Consider the following 15,309-nt stretch of genomic DNA (forward strand, 5'->3'; position numbering starts at 1 on the left):
GGCTCGGGTTGTGGGGCGGGTGCGGGTGTGTGGGGGCTGATCGCGCCCACGCGGCGGTAGCCGCGTATCGACACAGCCCCGCGCCCCTAGGTGAGCAACCTGGTCGCCACTTCCCGAACCGCCGGGATGTCCTGGTCCAGCCACGGCACGTCCCACAGCTCGGCGGGGCTCAGCCAGCGGAGTTCGTCGTGGTCCTGTAGGGGCTTGGGGTCGGGAGAGCCAGGGAGCAAGTGGGCCGTCCAGACCTGGAGGACGTAGGGAGCTCGAAGGGGCCACTCCCCCGGCACGCGGTCCTCGACCTCGACCTCCACCCCCAGTTCCTCGCGGAGCTCTCGCGCCAGGGCCGCTTCCGGAGTCTCGCCCGGTTCCACCTTGCCGCCCGGGAGTTCCCAGCGGCCCGCCAGGTCGGGCGGGGCGCTGCGGCGGGCGGCGAGGAGGCGGCCGGTGTCGAGGAGGGCGGCTCCTACCACCACCGTGCGTTCGCTCATGCGGGGAGCCTACGCGTTGCGGGTGGCCTCGCCGTTCTGGCCGATGCGCTCGACCCAGTACAGCTGCTTGTGTCCGCGGTCGTCGAGGCTGTCGGCGATCTTCTGGGCCTCGGCTCGGGTGGCGTAGCGGCCCACGCGGTAGCGGTTGCCGTTGTCGTCCTGTCGTATGACGAGCCAGGGAAGAGTGATCGTGCTGTCGTTCATCGCCCCCCACTGCTCCTTCCCGACAACGCTCCGCCCGCTAAGGAAACCGCAATCCGCATATGCCCGAGCCTACGCCTAACCTTTACGCAGCGAATACGCCTTTTCACAAAGAGGTACGCAACCGGCCAGAACGAGGGGGGCGTGCGGCATCGAACGCGCCGTGCGCGGGCGTTGATGCGTCCGGTCAGAGGCGTGTCCGCGCGCACGGGGCCACCTGCGAGAACGGCCAGAATCCAACGCCGTTCGAAAGGGCGGCCGTTGACCCGGCGTCCGGGGCAACGGCCGTAAAGGTGTGCGCTACTTCACCGGAAGGTGGTACGCGACCCGGTAGCGGTCGGCCGGGATGACCACGTCGGCCGTCTCGACCGGGCGGCCGGAGGCGTAGAACGTCCGGTGGACGACCACGACGACATGGCCGGGGACGCCACCCAGGGCGAGGAGTTCCTCGGCGAGGCCGGGGCGGGCGCCGACCTCCTCGGTGACGTTGTCCACGATCACGTCGATGGCCGCCATGCGCTCGACGACACCCATGCCGCCGAGCGGGCCCTCCTCGGGCAGCATCACGGGGGTGCGGCCGGTGACGGCGAGGGGCTCCCAGGAGGTGGAGAGCATCATCGGCTCGCCGTTGTCCCGGTAGACGTACTTGGTGCACATCACGCGGTCGCCGGGGCGGATCGCGAGCCGCTCGGCGACGGCGACACTGGCCTCGGCCTGCCGGCTGCTGGACTCCCAGGTGCCGCGCGCCTCGCCGTCGGCCTGCTCCTGGCGGAACGGTGTGGCCAGGCCGTCCGGACGGAACCCGGAGCGGGCCACCCGGCGGGGCACGGGCCGCTCGCGGACATAGGTCCCGGAGCCGGAACGCCCCTCCACCAGCCCCTCGGCCATCAGCACCTTGCGGGCCTCCAGGGCGACGGTGTCCGAGACGCCGTACTCCTCGCGGATTCTGGCCTGGGAGGGCAGCCGTGTGTGCGGGGGCAGCGAACCGTCGACGATCTTCTTGCGGAGATCACCCGCGACACGCAGATACGCCGGCTGCTCACCGAAAGTCACTGGCCGCTCCCATCAGGTTGTACAGACAGCAACAGCGTGGCAACCGTGGGTTGAGCCGTGCAAGCAAAGGCCAGAGAATCACTCGATGTAGTGACATGTGCCCGCCTCAGGCTTTACGCAGGCACTTTCTCCCCGCTATAGCGGCGATCACACATCGAGGTTGCCCGCGTCCCCGCCGCCGCCTCCGCCCTCGTAGTCCTCGTCGTACGAGGGCACCGTGGTGGCCAGGCCCAGAGCCTTGCGTGCGGTGACCGTGGTGTCTCCGTCCACGAACTCGTACCCGGCGTCGTAGTGGACGTAGTACGAGTCGACGTTCTTCGCGGCGGCGGCCTTCGCCCACTCCTTGCGCGCGGCCTCCATGTCGGCGGCGAGGTCGGCGACGGCCTTCTCGTCGGCGCCGGTCCAGGAGTGGCCGCGCAGCGCCTTCGCCTGCTCACCGAGGGCCTTGTCGACGTCGGCGGCCCACGCGCGGTTCGCCGGGAGGTCGTCCTCGGCGTAGTCCTCGGGCTCCTCGTACAGCACCCGGTCAAGGGCGTTGGCCGACTCCAGGAAGGCGATCTGGTCCGCGTCGAGGGTCGTGGCGTCGTTGCGCAGCGAGCCCGTCAGGCTCTTCTTCTCGTCGACGTCACCGAAGACACAGGTGATCTCACGGTCGCCGAAGGTCCAGCTGTCCTCGGACGGCACCAGGTAGTACACGTCCACGTTCTCCGGTACGGCCCACGCGTCCATCGCGTAGTCCTCCTGGAGCGCGTAGCACTTGTCGTCCGCGAGATCGGTGACCTCGTCGTCGCCGGGGAACGAACCCGAGGGCAGCGTGACGACGGCGAACACCTCTCCGTGGTGGGCGCGGGAGCAGGGCACCTCGTCGACGTCGTACGCGTCGCCCTGGAGGGATCCGGTGCCCGAGTCGAAGCAGTCGCCCTTGGCGAGCGCGTAGGCGGTGCCCTCACCCCGCGCGGCGTCCTTGAAGCCGTCGACGACGTCGGAGGCGACGCCGGTCGACAGCGACACCGTCCACAGCACGAGCCCGACGGTGGACAGCACGGCCCCGGCGATCGCCATGCCCTTGCCGCGCTCACCCTTCCGCTTGATCTGCGCGAGCGCGATCAGGCCGAGGACCAGACCGACGGCCGGCAGGAAGCAGAGGATGCCGAGCACCAGGGCGGCGATGGCGACGCCGTTGACCGGCACCGGCTGCGCGTAACCGCCGTAGCCGTAGCCCCAGGGTCCGGGCGGGGTGAAGGGACCCGGCGGGTAGGGCCCCTGGGGCTGGTGGGGGCCGGGAGGCGGAGGTATGGACACGGGTACCGTGCTCCTGGTTCGGACTGGGGTGGCGAACTGTCGTACGACTGGGCGCATGGTAAGCGCAGGGTGAGCGGGGGCGGAACGGTGGTCACGAATGCCACGATTCAGGCGGTCAACGGGCTGACCGCGCGGTGGGCCGGGGTCTCGGACGGCGGGACGGTCTTCTCGGCGGCGGGAGTCTGGCCGCTGCTGGCGTTTCTGGCGGACGGGGCGGCGGGCGCGGCCCGGGCGGAGCTGGCCGAGGCCGTCGGGATGCCGGCGGCGGAATCGGCGGGCGCCGCGCGGGAGTTGCTGGGTGCCATGGGGCGGATGCGGGGCCTCGACTCGGCCCTCGGGCTGTGGACCGGGCGGACGCTGGAGCTGCGGGAGCGGTGGGAGGCGGGGCTGCCGGCGGCGGCGCACGGCGTGCTGACGGGGGACGAGGCCGCCGACCAGGCGGCGCTGGACGCGTGGGCGGCGAAGCGGACGGACGGGCTGATCGAGAAGATGCCCGTGCGGGTGACCCGGGACACCGAAATGGTGCTCGCGAGTGCGCTGGCGCTGCGGACGCAGTGGCTGAGCCGGTTCGAGGACTGGCCGATGTGGCCGCGGACGGGACCGTGGGCGGACCGGAAGCTGGCCGGGCTGCACCGCAGCAGCGCCCTGCTCGACCGGATCGGCGTCGCGGACACTCCGGCCGGGCATGTCACCGAGCTGAAGGTCCACGGCGACAACGCGATCGACGTACGTCTGCTGCTCGGGGAGGAGGGGATGACGCCGGGTCAGGTCCTGGGGGCCGGGGTGGACGTCCTCGCGCGGAGGGTGAGCGTCCTGCCGGGCCCGCGGCTGCCCTACGGAGAGGTGGGGCCGGGGCTGAGCGTGGTGAAGGTGCGGGCGGCGCGGCCCGAGCCGCCGACACTGCACGTGGCGACGGTGGGCTTCGACGTCGACGCCCTGCACGACCTCCTCGAACTTCACCGGCTGTTCGGTCTCACGACGGCCATGGACACGGGCAGGGGCCACTTCCCCGGCATCAGCGCCGGCACTCCCCTGGCCGTCGAGTCGGCCAAGCAGACCGCCATGGCCCGGTTCACCGCCCTGGGGTTCCGCGCCGGCGCGGTGACGGCGTTCGGCGCGGCCGGGGCCGGCATCCCCGAACTCCGCTGGATCACCACCCGGGTCGACGCCCGCTTCGACCGCCCCTTCGGCTTCCTCGCCGTCCACCGCCACTCACGGCTCGTGCTGTCGGCGGGCTGGGTCACGGAGCCGGCGGAGTATCCCGAAGAGCCCGAATACCCCGCATACGACGAGGACGACGAGGACTTCTGAGGGTGATCGACGCGGTCAACGCGGGGCGACGGGCGCGGCCCGGGACTGGGAACCCGAGCCGGGCCACGAGTCGAAGCGGGCCTGTGCCACCTCCCCTTCGGCTTCCTCGCCGTCCACCGCGCGTCCCGGCTGGCCCTCGCGGCGGGCTGGATCACCGACCCGACGCCTTTCCGCGAGGACACGAACCTCGGCCAGGGCCTGTCCGGCGGATCAGGTCGCAGGAAAGCCGCGGCGCCTCATCGACTCAGGTGAGCGGGGGCGATGGGGGTGCCCCCGCGCGAGGTTGTTCGAGCGTGGGGGAGCGTCGGAATGCAAGGCGGAGGAGGGCGGCGACGCGATGGGGCCCTCCCGCTCGAGCGCAGCCGAGAGCGGGGGAGTCGGCAACGGACGACAACGCCGCAGGCCCGTGCCAGACCCCGCGTCTGCGGCATGATCCGCCGGACAGACCCTAGGCGTCGAACGCCGTCGCCCGTGCGTCCTTCTCCCACGGCGTGATGTCCTCGCGGACCTGGTCGAGGTGGCCGAGGACCGCGGTGACACCGTCGTCGCCGAGCGGGAGGCGGAGCGGAGTGCGGTCGGAGCGGAGGGCGGCCAGGATCAGGGCGGCCGCCTTGGCCGGGTCGCCTGGCTGGGTGCCGCCGCCGTCGGCGACGAAGCCGCGGGTGGCGCTGACCTTGGGGTAGACGCCGCTGTCGGTGCTGACGCCCGCCCGGTCCTTCTCGAACAGCCCGGTCCGGAACGCCCCCGGCTCGACGATCAGCACCTTGATCCCGAACTCGGCGACCTCGTCCGCGAGCGCCTCGGACATCCCCTCCAGCGCGAACTTCGTACCGCTGTACGCCGAGAAGCCCGCGAAGGACATCTGCCCGCCCATGCTGCTCAGCTGCACGATCGCGCCCGAGCGGCGCTCCCGCATGGCCGGCAGGACGGCCCGCACCAGGGCCGCAGGCCCGAAGACATGCACGTCGAACAACGCCCGCAGCTCGTCCTCGCCGGTCTCCTCGAAGGCACCGACGTGAGTGCGGCCCGCGTTGTTGACCAGGACGTCGATCCGGCCGTGCCGGGCCACCACGTCCCGTACCGCCGCCTCGGCCGCCGCCGTGTCGGCGACGTCCAGGCGCAGCGCCTCCACCTGGTCGGGGTGGGCGGCCACCAGGTCGTCCAGCGCCTCGGGTCGACGGGCGGCGCCCACGACCACGTCACCGTCGGCGAGGGCCGCCTCGGCGATCGCCCGCCCGAATCCGCTGCTCGCGCCGGTGATGAGCCACACCTTGTTCATGACCGCTCCCGTCACACTCTTGTGGGTCCGTCTTCCGTGCACCAGCTTGCTGCGGTGGACGGTTGCCCGTCCAAGACCCGTGGTGATAACCGATGGGCATGACGACCGATGTGCATCTGCGGGACCTGCGCTACTTCCTCACGGTGGCCGAGGAGCTGCACTTCACCCGGGCCGCCGAGCGGCTGTACGTGTCCCAGCCCGCGCTGAGCAAGCAAGTGCGGTCCCTTGAGCGGCAGTTGGACGCCGAACTGTTCCGGCGCGACCGGCACGGCGTGGCGCTCACCGCGGCGGGCGAGGCGCTGTTGCCGTATGCCCGGAGGGTGTTGGACGGATGGGCGGAGGGGGCGGCGGCGCTGGACGCGGTCCGCACGGCGGGGCGGAGCACGCTCACCGTCGGGATGAGCACCAGCCCCGGGCGCGGCGGGCTGTTGCCGGCGATCCGCTCCCGTTTCACCGCCGCCCATCCGGAGGCGACGGTACGGCTGCGGCAGGTGAGCTGGGAGGACCCGACGGCGGGGCTGGCCGCCGGAGACGTCGATGTCGCCTTCGTCTGGCTGCCGTTGCCGGACGCGGAGCGCTACGCGTGGACGGTGGTCGCCGAGGAACCCCGGCTGATCGCCCTCCCGGAGAGCCATCCGCTGGCCTCCCGCACGGAGATCGACTTCGCCGACCTGGCCGACGAACCGTTCCTCGCCCTGCCCGAGAGCGCCGGCCCGCTGCGCGACCACTGGCTCGCCCTCGACTCCCGCGCCGGCCGCCCGGCCCGCGTCGGCGCGGAGATCGCCGGTACGGAGGAGACGTACGAGGCCCTGGTGGCCGGCCTCGGCATCTGCCTCGTGGCCACGGGCAACGCGCCCCTGATCACCCTGGGCGGGGTGGTGACCCGGCCGGTGCGCGGCGTGTCACCCAGCCGGTACGCGCTGGCGTGGCGGAGGGGCGAGCGGAGGGCGCTGGTACGGGCCTATGCGGAGGCGGGGCGGGGGGTGGCGGAGCGCTCTGGGTGACATGGCAGACATGGGCAGGCAGACCCGGTCGGTCTCAGCCCGGGTTCCGGACGGTATCCCGGAAGGCGATCGGGGTCTGTCCGGTGCGTTGGTGGAAGTACTTGCTGAAGTGGGTCGCGCTGGCGAAGCCGAGGTGGCCGGCGATGCTCGTCGCGGTCCGGTCGCCGTGCGCCAGCAGGCGTTTGGCCTCAAGCACGACACGGCGGTCGATGAACTCCTTGGCGCCGAGTCCCGCGGCGGCGAGGGTGGCGCGGGAGAGGGTGCGGGTCGAGTAGCCGAGCGCGCGGGCGTAGTCCTCGACGCGTCGGGTGCGGGTGAAGTCCTGTTCCACGGCGTCACGGAAGCGCAGGTAGGTGGCGTCGGGTTCGGGTGCGGGGCGGCCGGCGGGCTCGGTGAGGTGGGCCAGGCGCAGCACGAGGACCGCGAGCAGATGGCGCAGGGCCGCGGTGTGGATCTCCAGGGGCAGCCGGCCGAGGGCGTGGAACTCGGTGGTGAGGTGGTCGGCGGCGAGCCGCAGGGCCGCCTCGTCGTCGGGCAGCGGGCGGCGCAGGACCATGGCGTGCCGGTCCTCCGTACGGGCACCGGCGGCGGTGGCCGGGTCGAGGAACTCCTGCCGGAACAGGATCAGGGTGCCGTCGGCGTGGGTGAGGTCGCCCCACTGGTGGACCTGGCCGGGGCGGACCCACAGCCAGGCGCCGGGTTCGAGGGCGTACGCGGTGAAGTCGACCGTGTGCCGCAGGGTGCCGGACGAGAGGGTGACCAGGTGGTGGAAGTCGGGTCGCCGGGGAGCCGTGAGCCGCTCGACGGGCATTCGGTGGCGCAGGTCGGCGAGGCGCAGCACTTCCACGCCGGCGGGGGTTCCGGCGGGCGCGGCGAAGGAGATCTCCGGGATACCGCGATCGGCGTCGTGTCGCATTCTGACCATAGCGAGTCACGAGCGTATCCGATTGGGCCTGGTAATCGCCTCTAGCTTGGAGATGTCAGCCCGTCCGGCGCGGAGCCGGTGTCAGAAAGCAGACATCCGGCTCTCCGTGTGCCCCCGACCCTCACACCCTCCCCACCCCGCAAGGAGTACCCGCCATGAGCAACGCCAAGCACACCGTCCTGACCGCCGCCGGCGAGCTGTTCGGCAAGCGGGATCCGAGCGCGGTGGACCGCTGGGTCGCCGCCGGCTACCGCCAGCACAGCGCCCTCGCCGCCGACGGGCCCGAGGCACTGCGCGGGCTGGTCGCCGGTCTGCCGGAGGGCTTCCGTTACGAGGGCGCCCGGGTGATCGCCGACGGCGACCTGGTCGCCCTGCACGGCACGTACCACGGCTTCGGCCCGGATCCGCTGGTCGGCTTCGACATCTTCCGTGTCGACGGCGACGGCAGGCTCGCCGAGCACTGGGACGCGCTGACCCCGCTGATCGCGGACACCGTCTCCGGGCGCTCCCAGACCGACGGCCCCACCGACCCGGCCGACCTGGACCGGACCGAGGCCAACCGCGCGCTGGTCCTGGAGTTCGCCGAGAAGGTCCTCAAGGGCGCCGACTACTCGGTGCTGACCGACTACATCTCCACCGAGACCTACCACCAGCACAACCCGGAGGCGGCCGACGGCCTCGACGGCTTCGGCGCCGCCGCCGCGCGGTGGGCCGAGCAGGGCAGGAACCTCGTCTACAGGACCGTCCACCGGGTCGTCGCCGAGGGTGATCTCGTCCTGCTCCAGTCCGAGGGCGAGTTCGGTGTCCCCGTCGCCTACTACGACCTCTTCCGCGTCCAGGACGGCAGGATCGTGGAGCACTGGGACGTCATCACCCCGGTCCCGGCCGAGCTCCCGCACCCCAACGGCCTGTTCTGACCCGGCCCCTTCGCGAAAGTACGGTGACAGCATGAGCGACCCGGAGAAGAACAAAGCCACGGCCCAGGCGTTCTACGACCTGATGTTCAACCAGTGCCGCCCCGCCGAGGCCATCGCGCGCTACGCCGGCGACACCTACACCCAGCACAACCCGCACGTCGCCGACGGCAAGCAGGCGTTCGTCGACTACTTCGACCGCATGGCCGCCGAGTACCCGGGCAAACGCGTCGAGTTCAGGCGCGCCTTCGCCGAGGGCGACCACGTCGTCCTGCACTGCCACCAGGTCTGGCCCGACGAGGAGTACGCGGGCATCGACATCTTCCGCTTCGACGCCACCGGCAGGATCGTCGAACACTGGGACGTCCTCCAGGTCATCCCGCCGACCTCCCAGAACGACAACACCATGTTCTGAGCCCGGGAACGACCAGGGGCCCGACTCCGAAGAGCCGGGCCCTTGTCGGCCTGTCGGTGTCCGTGTCCGTGTCCGTGTCCGCTAGACGTTGAAGCGGAACTCCACCACGTCCCCGTCCTGCATGACGTACTCCTTGCCCTCCATGCGCGCCTTGCCCTTGGCGCGGGCCTCGGCGACCGAGCCGGTCTCGACCAGGTCGGCGAAGGAGATGACCTCCGCCTTGATGAAGCCCTTCTGGAAGTCGGTGTGGATCACACCGGCGGCCTCGGGGGCCGTGGCGCCCTTCTTGATGGTCCAGGCGCGGGATTCCTTCGGGCCGGCCGTGAGGTAGGTCTGCAGGCCGAGGGTGTTGAAGCCGACGCGGGCGAGGGTGGCCAGGCCCGGCTCCTCGGCGCCCACCGACTCCAGCAGCTCCATCGCGTCCTCCTCGTCGAGCTCGGCGAGGTCCTGCTCCAGCTTGGCGTTGAGGAAGATCGCCTCGGCGGGGGCGACCAGGGCGCGCTGCTCGTCCTTGAAGGAGTCGTCGGTCAGCTCGTCCTCGTCGACGTTGAAGACGTAGAGGAAGGGCTTGGCGGTGAGCAGGTGCAGGTCGTGGAGGAGCTCCGCGCGCTCGCCGCCCTGGACGATGCCCTGCGAGAACAGCGTGTCGCCCTTCTCCAGGATCTCCTTGGCCGCCTCGACCGCCGCCACCTTCGGAGCGATGTCCTTCTTGATCCGCGACTCCTTCTGGAGGCGCGGCAGGACCTTCTCGATGGTCTGGAGGTCGGCGAGGATCAGCTCGGTGTTGATCGTCTCGATGTCGTCCTTGGGCGAGACCTTGCCGTCCACGTGCACGACGTTCTCGTCCTTGAAGGCACGGATGACCTGGCAGATCGCGTCCGACTCACGGATGTTCGCGAGGAACTTGTTGCCCAGGCCCTCGCCCTCGGAGGCGCCGCGCACGATGCCCGCGATGTCGACGAAGTCGACGGTCGCCGGAAGGATCTTCTGGGAGGAGAAGATCTCGGCCAGTTTCGTGAGGCGCGGGTCCGGGACGCCGACCACGCCGACGTTCGGCTCGATCGTGGCGAACGGGTAGTTGGCCGCGAGCACGTCGTTCTTGGTCAGGGCGTTGAACAGGGTCGACTTGCCGACATTCGGCAGACCGACGATTCCGATCGTGAGCGACACGTTGCGACTTCCCGTATATGAGAGGAGGGGGACTTCAGAGGGCCGATCCACCAGTCTACGGCGTGCCCGGCGCCGCCCTCGCGACGCGTCGAACACTTGGCCAAGGACGATCCCTCGGCGTGTCTGAGGGGCGATTCTGCATATAAACCGTCCTAAGTTGGTCCAGTGGAGCAACACAGGACGCGACCCCCGCACATCCGAGCACGGCGCGAGACGGCTTCCCTGCCCCCGCAGGCGGCCCGCGGCGGGCGTCCCCCGGCCCGTCCGGCGGCCGTACGGCGGCCCGCTCCCCCGGCCGTGCAGTCCGTACGACGCTTTCCCAACCCGCGGCTCACCGGACTCGGCGGCGGTCTGTTCTGCATCGCGACGATGCTGCTGCTCGGCTGCCTGGACGCCCTGACCTTCGGGTCGCTGACGGCGTACGGCGTGCTGTTCCTGCCGGTGTGCGTGCTGACCGCCGTCTGGGTGCGGCGGGGCGACCTGGTCACCGCGCCCGTGGTGGTCCCGATCGCCTTCGCCGTGGGCGTCGTACCCGTCACCGAGGGCGGGGACGGGCTCGGCGCCCGGCTGATGGGCCTGGTGACGGCGCTCGCCACCGAGGCCGGATGGCTGTACGGCGGGACGCTCGTCGCCGGTCTGATCGTGACCGTACGCAAGGTCCGGCTGATGAACCGCCGGCGCCGGGCGAGCCGCCGTCCCGGGTGAGCTACTGCTTCGCCGCCCGCATCGCCGCTCCCACGATCCCCGCGTTGTTCTGCAGCTGCGCCGGGACGATCTCCGCCTTGATGCCCTCGATGTGGGGCAGGAACTTCTCCGCCTTGCGGCTGACGCCGCCGCCGATGACGAACAGCTCGGGCGAGAAGAGCATCTCGACATGGGCGAGGTACTTCTGGACGCGGCGCGCCCAGTGCTCCCACGTCAGCTCGCCGTCCTCGCGAGCCTTGCTGGAAGCGCGCTTCTCCGCGTCGTGGCCGTGCAGTTCGAGGTGGCCCAGCTCGGTGTTGGGGACGAGGACGCCGTCGACGAAGAGGGCGCTGCCGATGCCGGTGCCGAAGGTCAGCAGGATGACGGTGCCCCCGCGTCCGTGACCGGCGCCGAACTCCATCTCGGCGACGCCCGCCGCGTCCGCGTCGTTGACCACCGTCACCGGCAGCCCGCCGAGCCGCTCGCTGAACAACGCGCGCGCGTCCGTGTCGATCCAGCCCTTGTCGACATTGGCCGCCGTACGGATCGTGGCACCGCCGGTGACCACGCCCGGGAAGGTCAGCCCGACCGGTCCCGTCCACCCGAAGTGGTCGACGACCTCCTTCACGCCGTCCGCCACCGCGTCCGGCGTCGCCGGATGCGGGGTGAGCACCTTGCACCGCTCCTGGGCGAGGTCGCCCCTGGCCAAGTCGACAGGGGCGCCCTTGATCCCGGATCCGCCGATGTCCACACCGAAGATCTGCATGGCCCTACGTTACGACGGACGACGGACAGTCACTCCCCCGAGGTGCCCTTGCGCTCCGCGACCAGGGCCGCGGCCTCCTCGCGCAGATCGCGGCGCAGTTCCTTGGGGAGCGAGAAGGTGATGGACTCCTCGGCCGCCTTGACCAGCTCGACGTCGCCGTAGCCACGCTGGGCGAGGTACTCCAGGACCTCTTCGACGAGGACCTCGGGCACGGACGCGCCGGAGGTGACACCGACCGTCGTCACGCCCTCCAGCCAAGCCTCGTCGATCTCGCTCGCGAAGTCGACCAGGTACGCCTCGCGGGCGCCCGCCAGCTTGGCGACCTCGACGAGCCGCACGGAGTTGGAGGAGTTGCGGGAGCCGACCACGATGACCAGCTCGGCCTCCGCGCCCATCTGCTTCACCGCGAGCTGACGGTTCTGCGTGGCGTAGCAGATGTCGTCGCTGGGCGGGGAGATGAGCTGCGGGAACTTCTCCTTGAGGGCGTCGACCGTCTCCATCGTCTCGTCGACGGACAGGGTCGTCTGGGAGAGCCAGACGATCTTCGACTCGTCGCGGACCTCGACCTTGGCGACGTCTTCCGGGCCGTCGACGATCGTGATGTGGTCGGGGGCCTCGCCGGAGGTGCCGATGACCTCTTCGTGGCCCTCGTGGCCGATGAGGAGGATGTCGTAGTCCTCGTTGGCGAAGCGGACGGCTTCCTTGTGGACCTTGGTGACCAGCGGGCAGGTCGCGTCGATGGTGGCGAGCTGTCCGCGCGCGGCCTCTTCGTGGACGACGGGGGCGACGCCGTGCGCCGAGAACATGACGATGTTGCCCGGCGGGACCTCCTCCGTCCGCTCGACGAAGACGGCACCCTTCTTCTCCAGGGTCTGCACGACGTACTTGTTGTGGACGATCTCGTGCCGGACGTACACCGGAGCGCCGTACTGCTCCAGGGCTTTCTCGACGGCGATCACGGCGCGGTCCACACCCGCGCAGTAGCCCCGGGGGGCGGCGAGCAGGACACGGCGGCCAGGCGAAGCAGTCATGCGTCCCATCGTAAGGCCGCGCCCGACGGGTCAAAGATCGCGTGGACCGCGAGACTGGCCGGGAAGTGTGAAGGGCGGGGCCCGCGCGACGACAGGCGACTGGCGGAGGCATCGATGTCCGAGACCGGCACGGCGAACCGAGCGCCCGAGGCGGGCGACGACCTGCGGCGCAGTCTCGGTTTCCGGGATCTGGTGGTCTACGGCCTGCTTTTCATCGCCCCCATGGCGCCCGTCGGCGTGTTCGGCACGCTCGACGCCAGGTCGCACGGGGCGGTCGCGCTGGTCTACCTCGTGGCCACGGTGGCGATGGCGTTCACCGCCTTCAGTTATGCGCAGATGGTGCGGGTGGTCCCCCGCGCGGGCTCGGTGTACGCCTACGCGCGCGTGGCGCTCGGCAAGGAGGTCGGGTTCATCGCCGGGTGGATGGCGATGCTGGACTATCTGCTGATCCCCGCGGTCGCCTACCTGTTCTCCGGGATCGCGATGAACGCGCTGGTCCCGGAGGTCTCGCGCTGGGTGTGGACGGCCCTCGCCGTCGTCGTCACGACCCTGCTGAACCTGTGGGGCGTACGGGCCGCGGCCCGGGTCGGCTTCCTGGTGCTGGCGCTGGAGATCGTGGTCCTGCTGGTCTTCGTGGTCTCCGCGGCCGTCGTCCTCTCGCGCGACGGCGCGGAACGGGGCTGGCTGTCACCGCTGTCCGGGGACGGCACGCAAGGGGCGTTCGCGCTGACGGCGGTGATCGGCGCCGTGTCGGTGGCGGTCCTCTCGTATCTGGGCTTCGACGCGATCGCGACCTTCGCGGAGGAGGTCACGGGCGGCTCGGAGAAGGTCGCGCGGGCGGTGCTGTTCTGTCTGGCGCTGGCGGGTGTGCTGTTCGTGGCGCAGACGTATCTGGTGGCGCTCCTGGAGCCGGTCAGCTCCGCCGAACTGGCCGCCGACCCGGGCAGGCAGGGGTCCGCGTTCTACGACGCCGTCGACGTGTCGGTGGGGACCTGGCTGCACGACCTGGTGGCCGTCAGCAAGGCCGTCGGCGCCGCGTTCGCGGCGCTGGCGGGGCAGGCGGCGGCGGGACGGCTGCTGTTCGCGATGGGCCGGGACCGGCGGTTGCCGCGGGCGCTGGCGCGGACGGAGTCCGGCGTACCGCGCGTGGCTCTCCTCTGCGCGGCCCTGATCACGCTGGTCGCGGCCGTGTGGGCGGCCCGCCGGGACGACGGGATGGACCACCTGGTCTCGGTGGTCGACATCGGCGCGCTGGTGGCGTTCACATTGCTGCACGCGAGCGTGGTGGGCTGGTTCGCGGTGCGGCGGGCCGGGGGCCCGGTGAGCTGGTGGCGCCATGTGCTGATGCCCGTGGTGGGCGCGGTGATCACGGTCGCGGTGATCGTGGAGGCGTCGGGGGCGGCGCAGGTGGTGGGGGCGGTGTGGTTCGTGGTGGGGGTGGCGGTGTTGGTGGGGCAGCGAGGACGGGCGTGACGGGGGCGGCGGAACACGCGATCCGTTGAGACACTCTGCGCGCCGCATCGATGTCGGTGCCTGCGGTTACGCTCACCGGCATGGCTGTGAACACGTCCGCGGAATCCCCCATCCCCGTCGGTGAGGTGTCGCGGCTCATCGGGGGCTGGATCGACCGGCTCGGGGCCGTGTGGGTGGAGGGCCAGATCACCCAGCTGTCCCGCCGCCCCGGCGCCGGTGTCGTCTTCCTGACGTTGCGCGACCCGTCGTACGACATCTCCGTGAGCGTCACCTGCTACCGGCAGGTGTTCGACGCGGTCGCCGACGTGGTGAGCGAGGGCGCGCGGGTCGTCGTCCTGGCGAAGCCGGAGTGGTACGCGCCGCGGGGGCAGCTGTCGCTGCGGGCCGCCGAGATAAGGCCCGTGGGCGTCGGTGAACTGCTCGCGCGCCTTGAGCAGTTGAAGAAGACGCTGGCCGCCGAGGGGCTGTTCGCCACCGACCGGAAGAAACCGCTGCCGTTCCTGCCGCAGCTCATCGGGCTGGTGTGCGGGCGGGCGTCGGCCGCCGAGCGGGACGTGCTGGAGAACGCCCGCCATCGGTGGCCCGCCGTCCGCTTCGAGGTGCGCAACGTGCCCGTGCAGGGCGTGCACGCGGTGCCGCAGGTGGTGCAGGCCGTCAAGGAGCTCGACGCGCTCGACTCCGTGGACGTGATCATCGTGGCCCGGGGCGGAGGCAGCGTCGAGGATCTGCTGCCGTTCTCCGACGAGCAGTTGATCAGGACCGTCGCCGACTGCCGTACCCCCGTCGTGTCCGCGATCGGGCACGAGCCGGACACCCCGCTCCTCGACTACGTGGCCGACCTGCGGGCCTCCACGCCCACCGACGCCGCCAAGAAGGTCGTACCGGACGTGGGCGAGGAGTTCGAGCGGGTGCGGATGCTGCGGGACCGCGCGCGGCGGTGTGTCGTGGGGATCGTCGAGCGCGAAGAGCGCGGGCTCGCGCACGCGCTCGCCCGGCCGGCGATGGAGGACCCGCACCGGATGATCGACGAGCGCGCCGACCAGGTGGCCTCCCTGGTCGACCGGACCCGGCGCTGCCTCGGGCACCACCTCGACCGTGCCGAGTCCGAGCTGACGCACACGCACGCGCGGGTGGTGGCCCTCTCCCCCGCGGCGACCCTGAAGCGGGGGTACGCGGTGCTGCAGAGGGCCGACGGGCACGTCGTGCGCGACCCGGAGGAGGTCACGGGCGACGAGGTGCTGCGGGCGCGGGTGTCCGAGGGTGAGTTCACTGTCCGAGTCGACTCTTAGGGTG

At 71.3% G+C, this 15,309-nt stretch carries 16 protein-coding genes; 7 read left to right on the forward strand and 9 right to left on the reverse strand.

The features are described 5' to 3' along the window. Positions 1-86: 86 nt before the first annotated feature. The 4 genes from OG885_RS16510 to OG885_RS16525 form a co-directional block, all read right to left on the reverse strand. Entirely contained in the window at positions 87-488 is a 402-nt protein-coding gene (locus tag OG885_RS16510; protein WP_405731717.1) for a (deoxy)nucleoside triphosphate pyrophosphohydrolase, read from the reverse strand. 9 nt (positions 489-497) lie between these two features. Continuing rightward, positions 498-692: an SPOR domain-containing protein gene (locus tag OG885_RS16515; RefSeq protein WP_059192548.1), complete on the reverse strand. Its 195-nt coding sequence runs from the start codon at positions 690-692 to the stop codon at positions 498-500. A gap of 297 nt (positions 693-989) precedes the next feature. Then, positions 990-1,742 (reverse strand): GntR family transcriptional regulator, encoded by a 753-nt coding sequence (locus OG885_RS16520; RefSeq protein ID WP_399948710.1) that lies wholly within the window; start codon positions 1,740-1,742, stop codon positions 990-992. Between the two features lie 147 nt (positions 1,743-1,889). Further along, entirely contained in the window at positions 1,890-3,044 is a 1,155-nt protein-coding gene (locus OG885_RS16525) for a DUF4190 domain-containing protein (protein ID WP_405731721.1), read from the reverse strand. 87 nt (positions 3,045-3,131) lie between these two features. On the opposite strand from OG885_RS16525, the gene OG885_RS16530 reads away from it, so the two are divergent. Then, positions 3,132-4,355 (forward strand): serpin family protein, encoded by a 1,224-nt coding sequence (locus OG885_RS16530; protein WP_405731724.1) that lies wholly within the window; start codon positions 3,132-3,134, stop codon positions 4,353-4,355. Between the two features lie 448 nt (positions 4,356-4,803). Here the strand turns inward: OG885_RS16530 and OG885_RS16535 are convergent, their stop codons facing one another. After that, positions 4,804-5,634: an oxidoreductase gene (locus tag OG885_RS16535; protein WP_405731727.1), complete on the reverse strand. Its 831-nt coding sequence runs from the start codon at positions 5,632-5,634 to the stop codon at positions 4,804-4,806. Between the two features lie 92 nt (positions 5,635-5,726). Here OG885_RS16535 and OG885_RS16540 point away from each other — a divergent pair, with 92 nt between their 5' ends. Then, positions 5,727-6,638 carry a LysR family transcriptional regulator gene (locus OG885_RS16540; RefSeq protein WP_405731730.1) on the forward strand — a complete coding sequence of 304 codons (912 nt, stop codon included), beginning with the start codon at positions 5,727-5,729 and terminating at the stop codon, positions 6,636-6,638. Positions 6,639-6,672: 34 nt separating this feature from the next. On the opposite strand, the gene OG885_RS16545 is transcribed toward OG885_RS16540, so the two are convergent. Continuing rightward, complete coding sequence (locus OG885_RS16545) at positions 6,673-7,563, reverse strand: helix-turn-helix domain-containing protein (protein ID WP_405731733.1); 891 nt, start codon at positions 7,561-7,563, stop codon at positions 6,673-6,675. 155 nt (positions 7,564-7,718) lie between these two features. On the opposite strand from OG885_RS16545, the gene OG885_RS16550 reads away from it, so the two are divergent. Together OG885_RS16550 and OG885_RS16555 are read left to right on the forward strand one after the other, a co-directional pair. Continuing rightward, positions 7,719-8,480 carry a nuclear transport factor 2 family protein gene (locus OG885_RS16550; protein WP_405731736.1) on the forward strand — a complete coding sequence of 254 codons (762 nt, stop codon included), beginning with the start codon at positions 7,719-7,721 and terminating at the stop codon, positions 8,478-8,480. 31 nt (positions 8,481-8,511) lie between these two features. Continuing rightward, positions 8,512-8,892, forward strand: a complete 381-nt coding sequence (locus OG885_RS16555) for a nuclear transport factor 2 family protein (RefSeq protein WP_405731739.1) — start codon at positions 8,512-8,514, stop codon at positions 8,890-8,892. An 81-nt stretch (positions 8,893-8,973) separates the two neighbouring features. Here OG885_RS16555 and ychF read toward each other — a convergent pair whose 3' ends face one another. Then, a complete protein-coding gene (gene ychF, locus OG885_RS16560; protein ID WP_405731742.1) occupies positions 8,974-10,062 on the reverse strand; it encodes a redox-regulated ATPase YchF in 1,089 nt (362 codons plus the stop codon). Positions 10,063-10,227: 165 nt separating this feature from the next. On the opposite strand from ychF, the gene OG885_RS16565 reads away from it, so the two are divergent. Next, a complete protein-coding gene (locus OG885_RS16565) occupies positions 10,228-10,767 on the forward strand; it encodes a DUF6542 domain-containing protein (RefSeq protein ID WP_405731745.1) in 540 nt (179 codons plus the stop codon). 1 nt (position 10,768) lies between these two features. Here OG885_RS16565 and ppgK read toward each other — a convergent pair whose 3' ends face one another. Together ppgK and OG885_RS16575 are read right to left on the reverse strand one after the other, a co-directional pair. Further along, positions 10,769-11,512: a polyphosphate--glucose phosphotransferase gene (gene ppgK / locus OG885_RS16570; RefSeq protein WP_405731748.1), complete on the reverse strand. Its 744-nt coding sequence runs from the start codon at positions 11,510-11,512 to the stop codon at positions 10,769-10,771. Between the two features lie 29 nt (positions 11,513-11,541). Next, positions 11,542-12,552 carry a 4-hydroxy-3-methylbut-2-enyl diphosphate reductase gene (locus tag OG885_RS16575; protein WP_405731751.1) on the reverse strand — a complete coding sequence of 337 codons (1,011 nt, stop codon included), beginning with the start codon at positions 12,550-12,552 and terminating at the stop codon, positions 11,542-11,544. Positions 12,553-12,657: 105 nt separating this feature from the next. Between OG885_RS16575 and OG885_RS16580 the strand changes: the two genes are divergently transcribed. Both OG885_RS16580 and xseA read left to right on the forward strand, forming a co-directional pair. After that, positions 12,658-14,016: an APC family permease gene (locus OG885_RS16580; protein WP_405731754.1), complete on the forward strand. Its 1,359-nt coding sequence runs from the start codon at positions 12,658-12,660 to the stop codon at positions 14,014-14,016. 80 nt (positions 14,017-14,096) lie between these two features. Further along, positions 14,097-15,305, forward strand: a complete 1,209-nt coding sequence (xseA, locus tag OG885_RS16585) for an exodeoxyribonuclease VII large subunit (protein ID WP_405731757.1) — start codon at positions 14,097-14,099, stop codon at positions 15,303-15,305. Positions 15,306-15,309 lie beyond the last annotated feature (4 nt).

Source organism: Streptomyces sp. NBC_00028, from assembly GCF_045041065.1.
GTDB lineage: Bacteria > Actinomycetota > Actinomycetes > Streptomycetales > Streptomycetaceae > Streptomyces.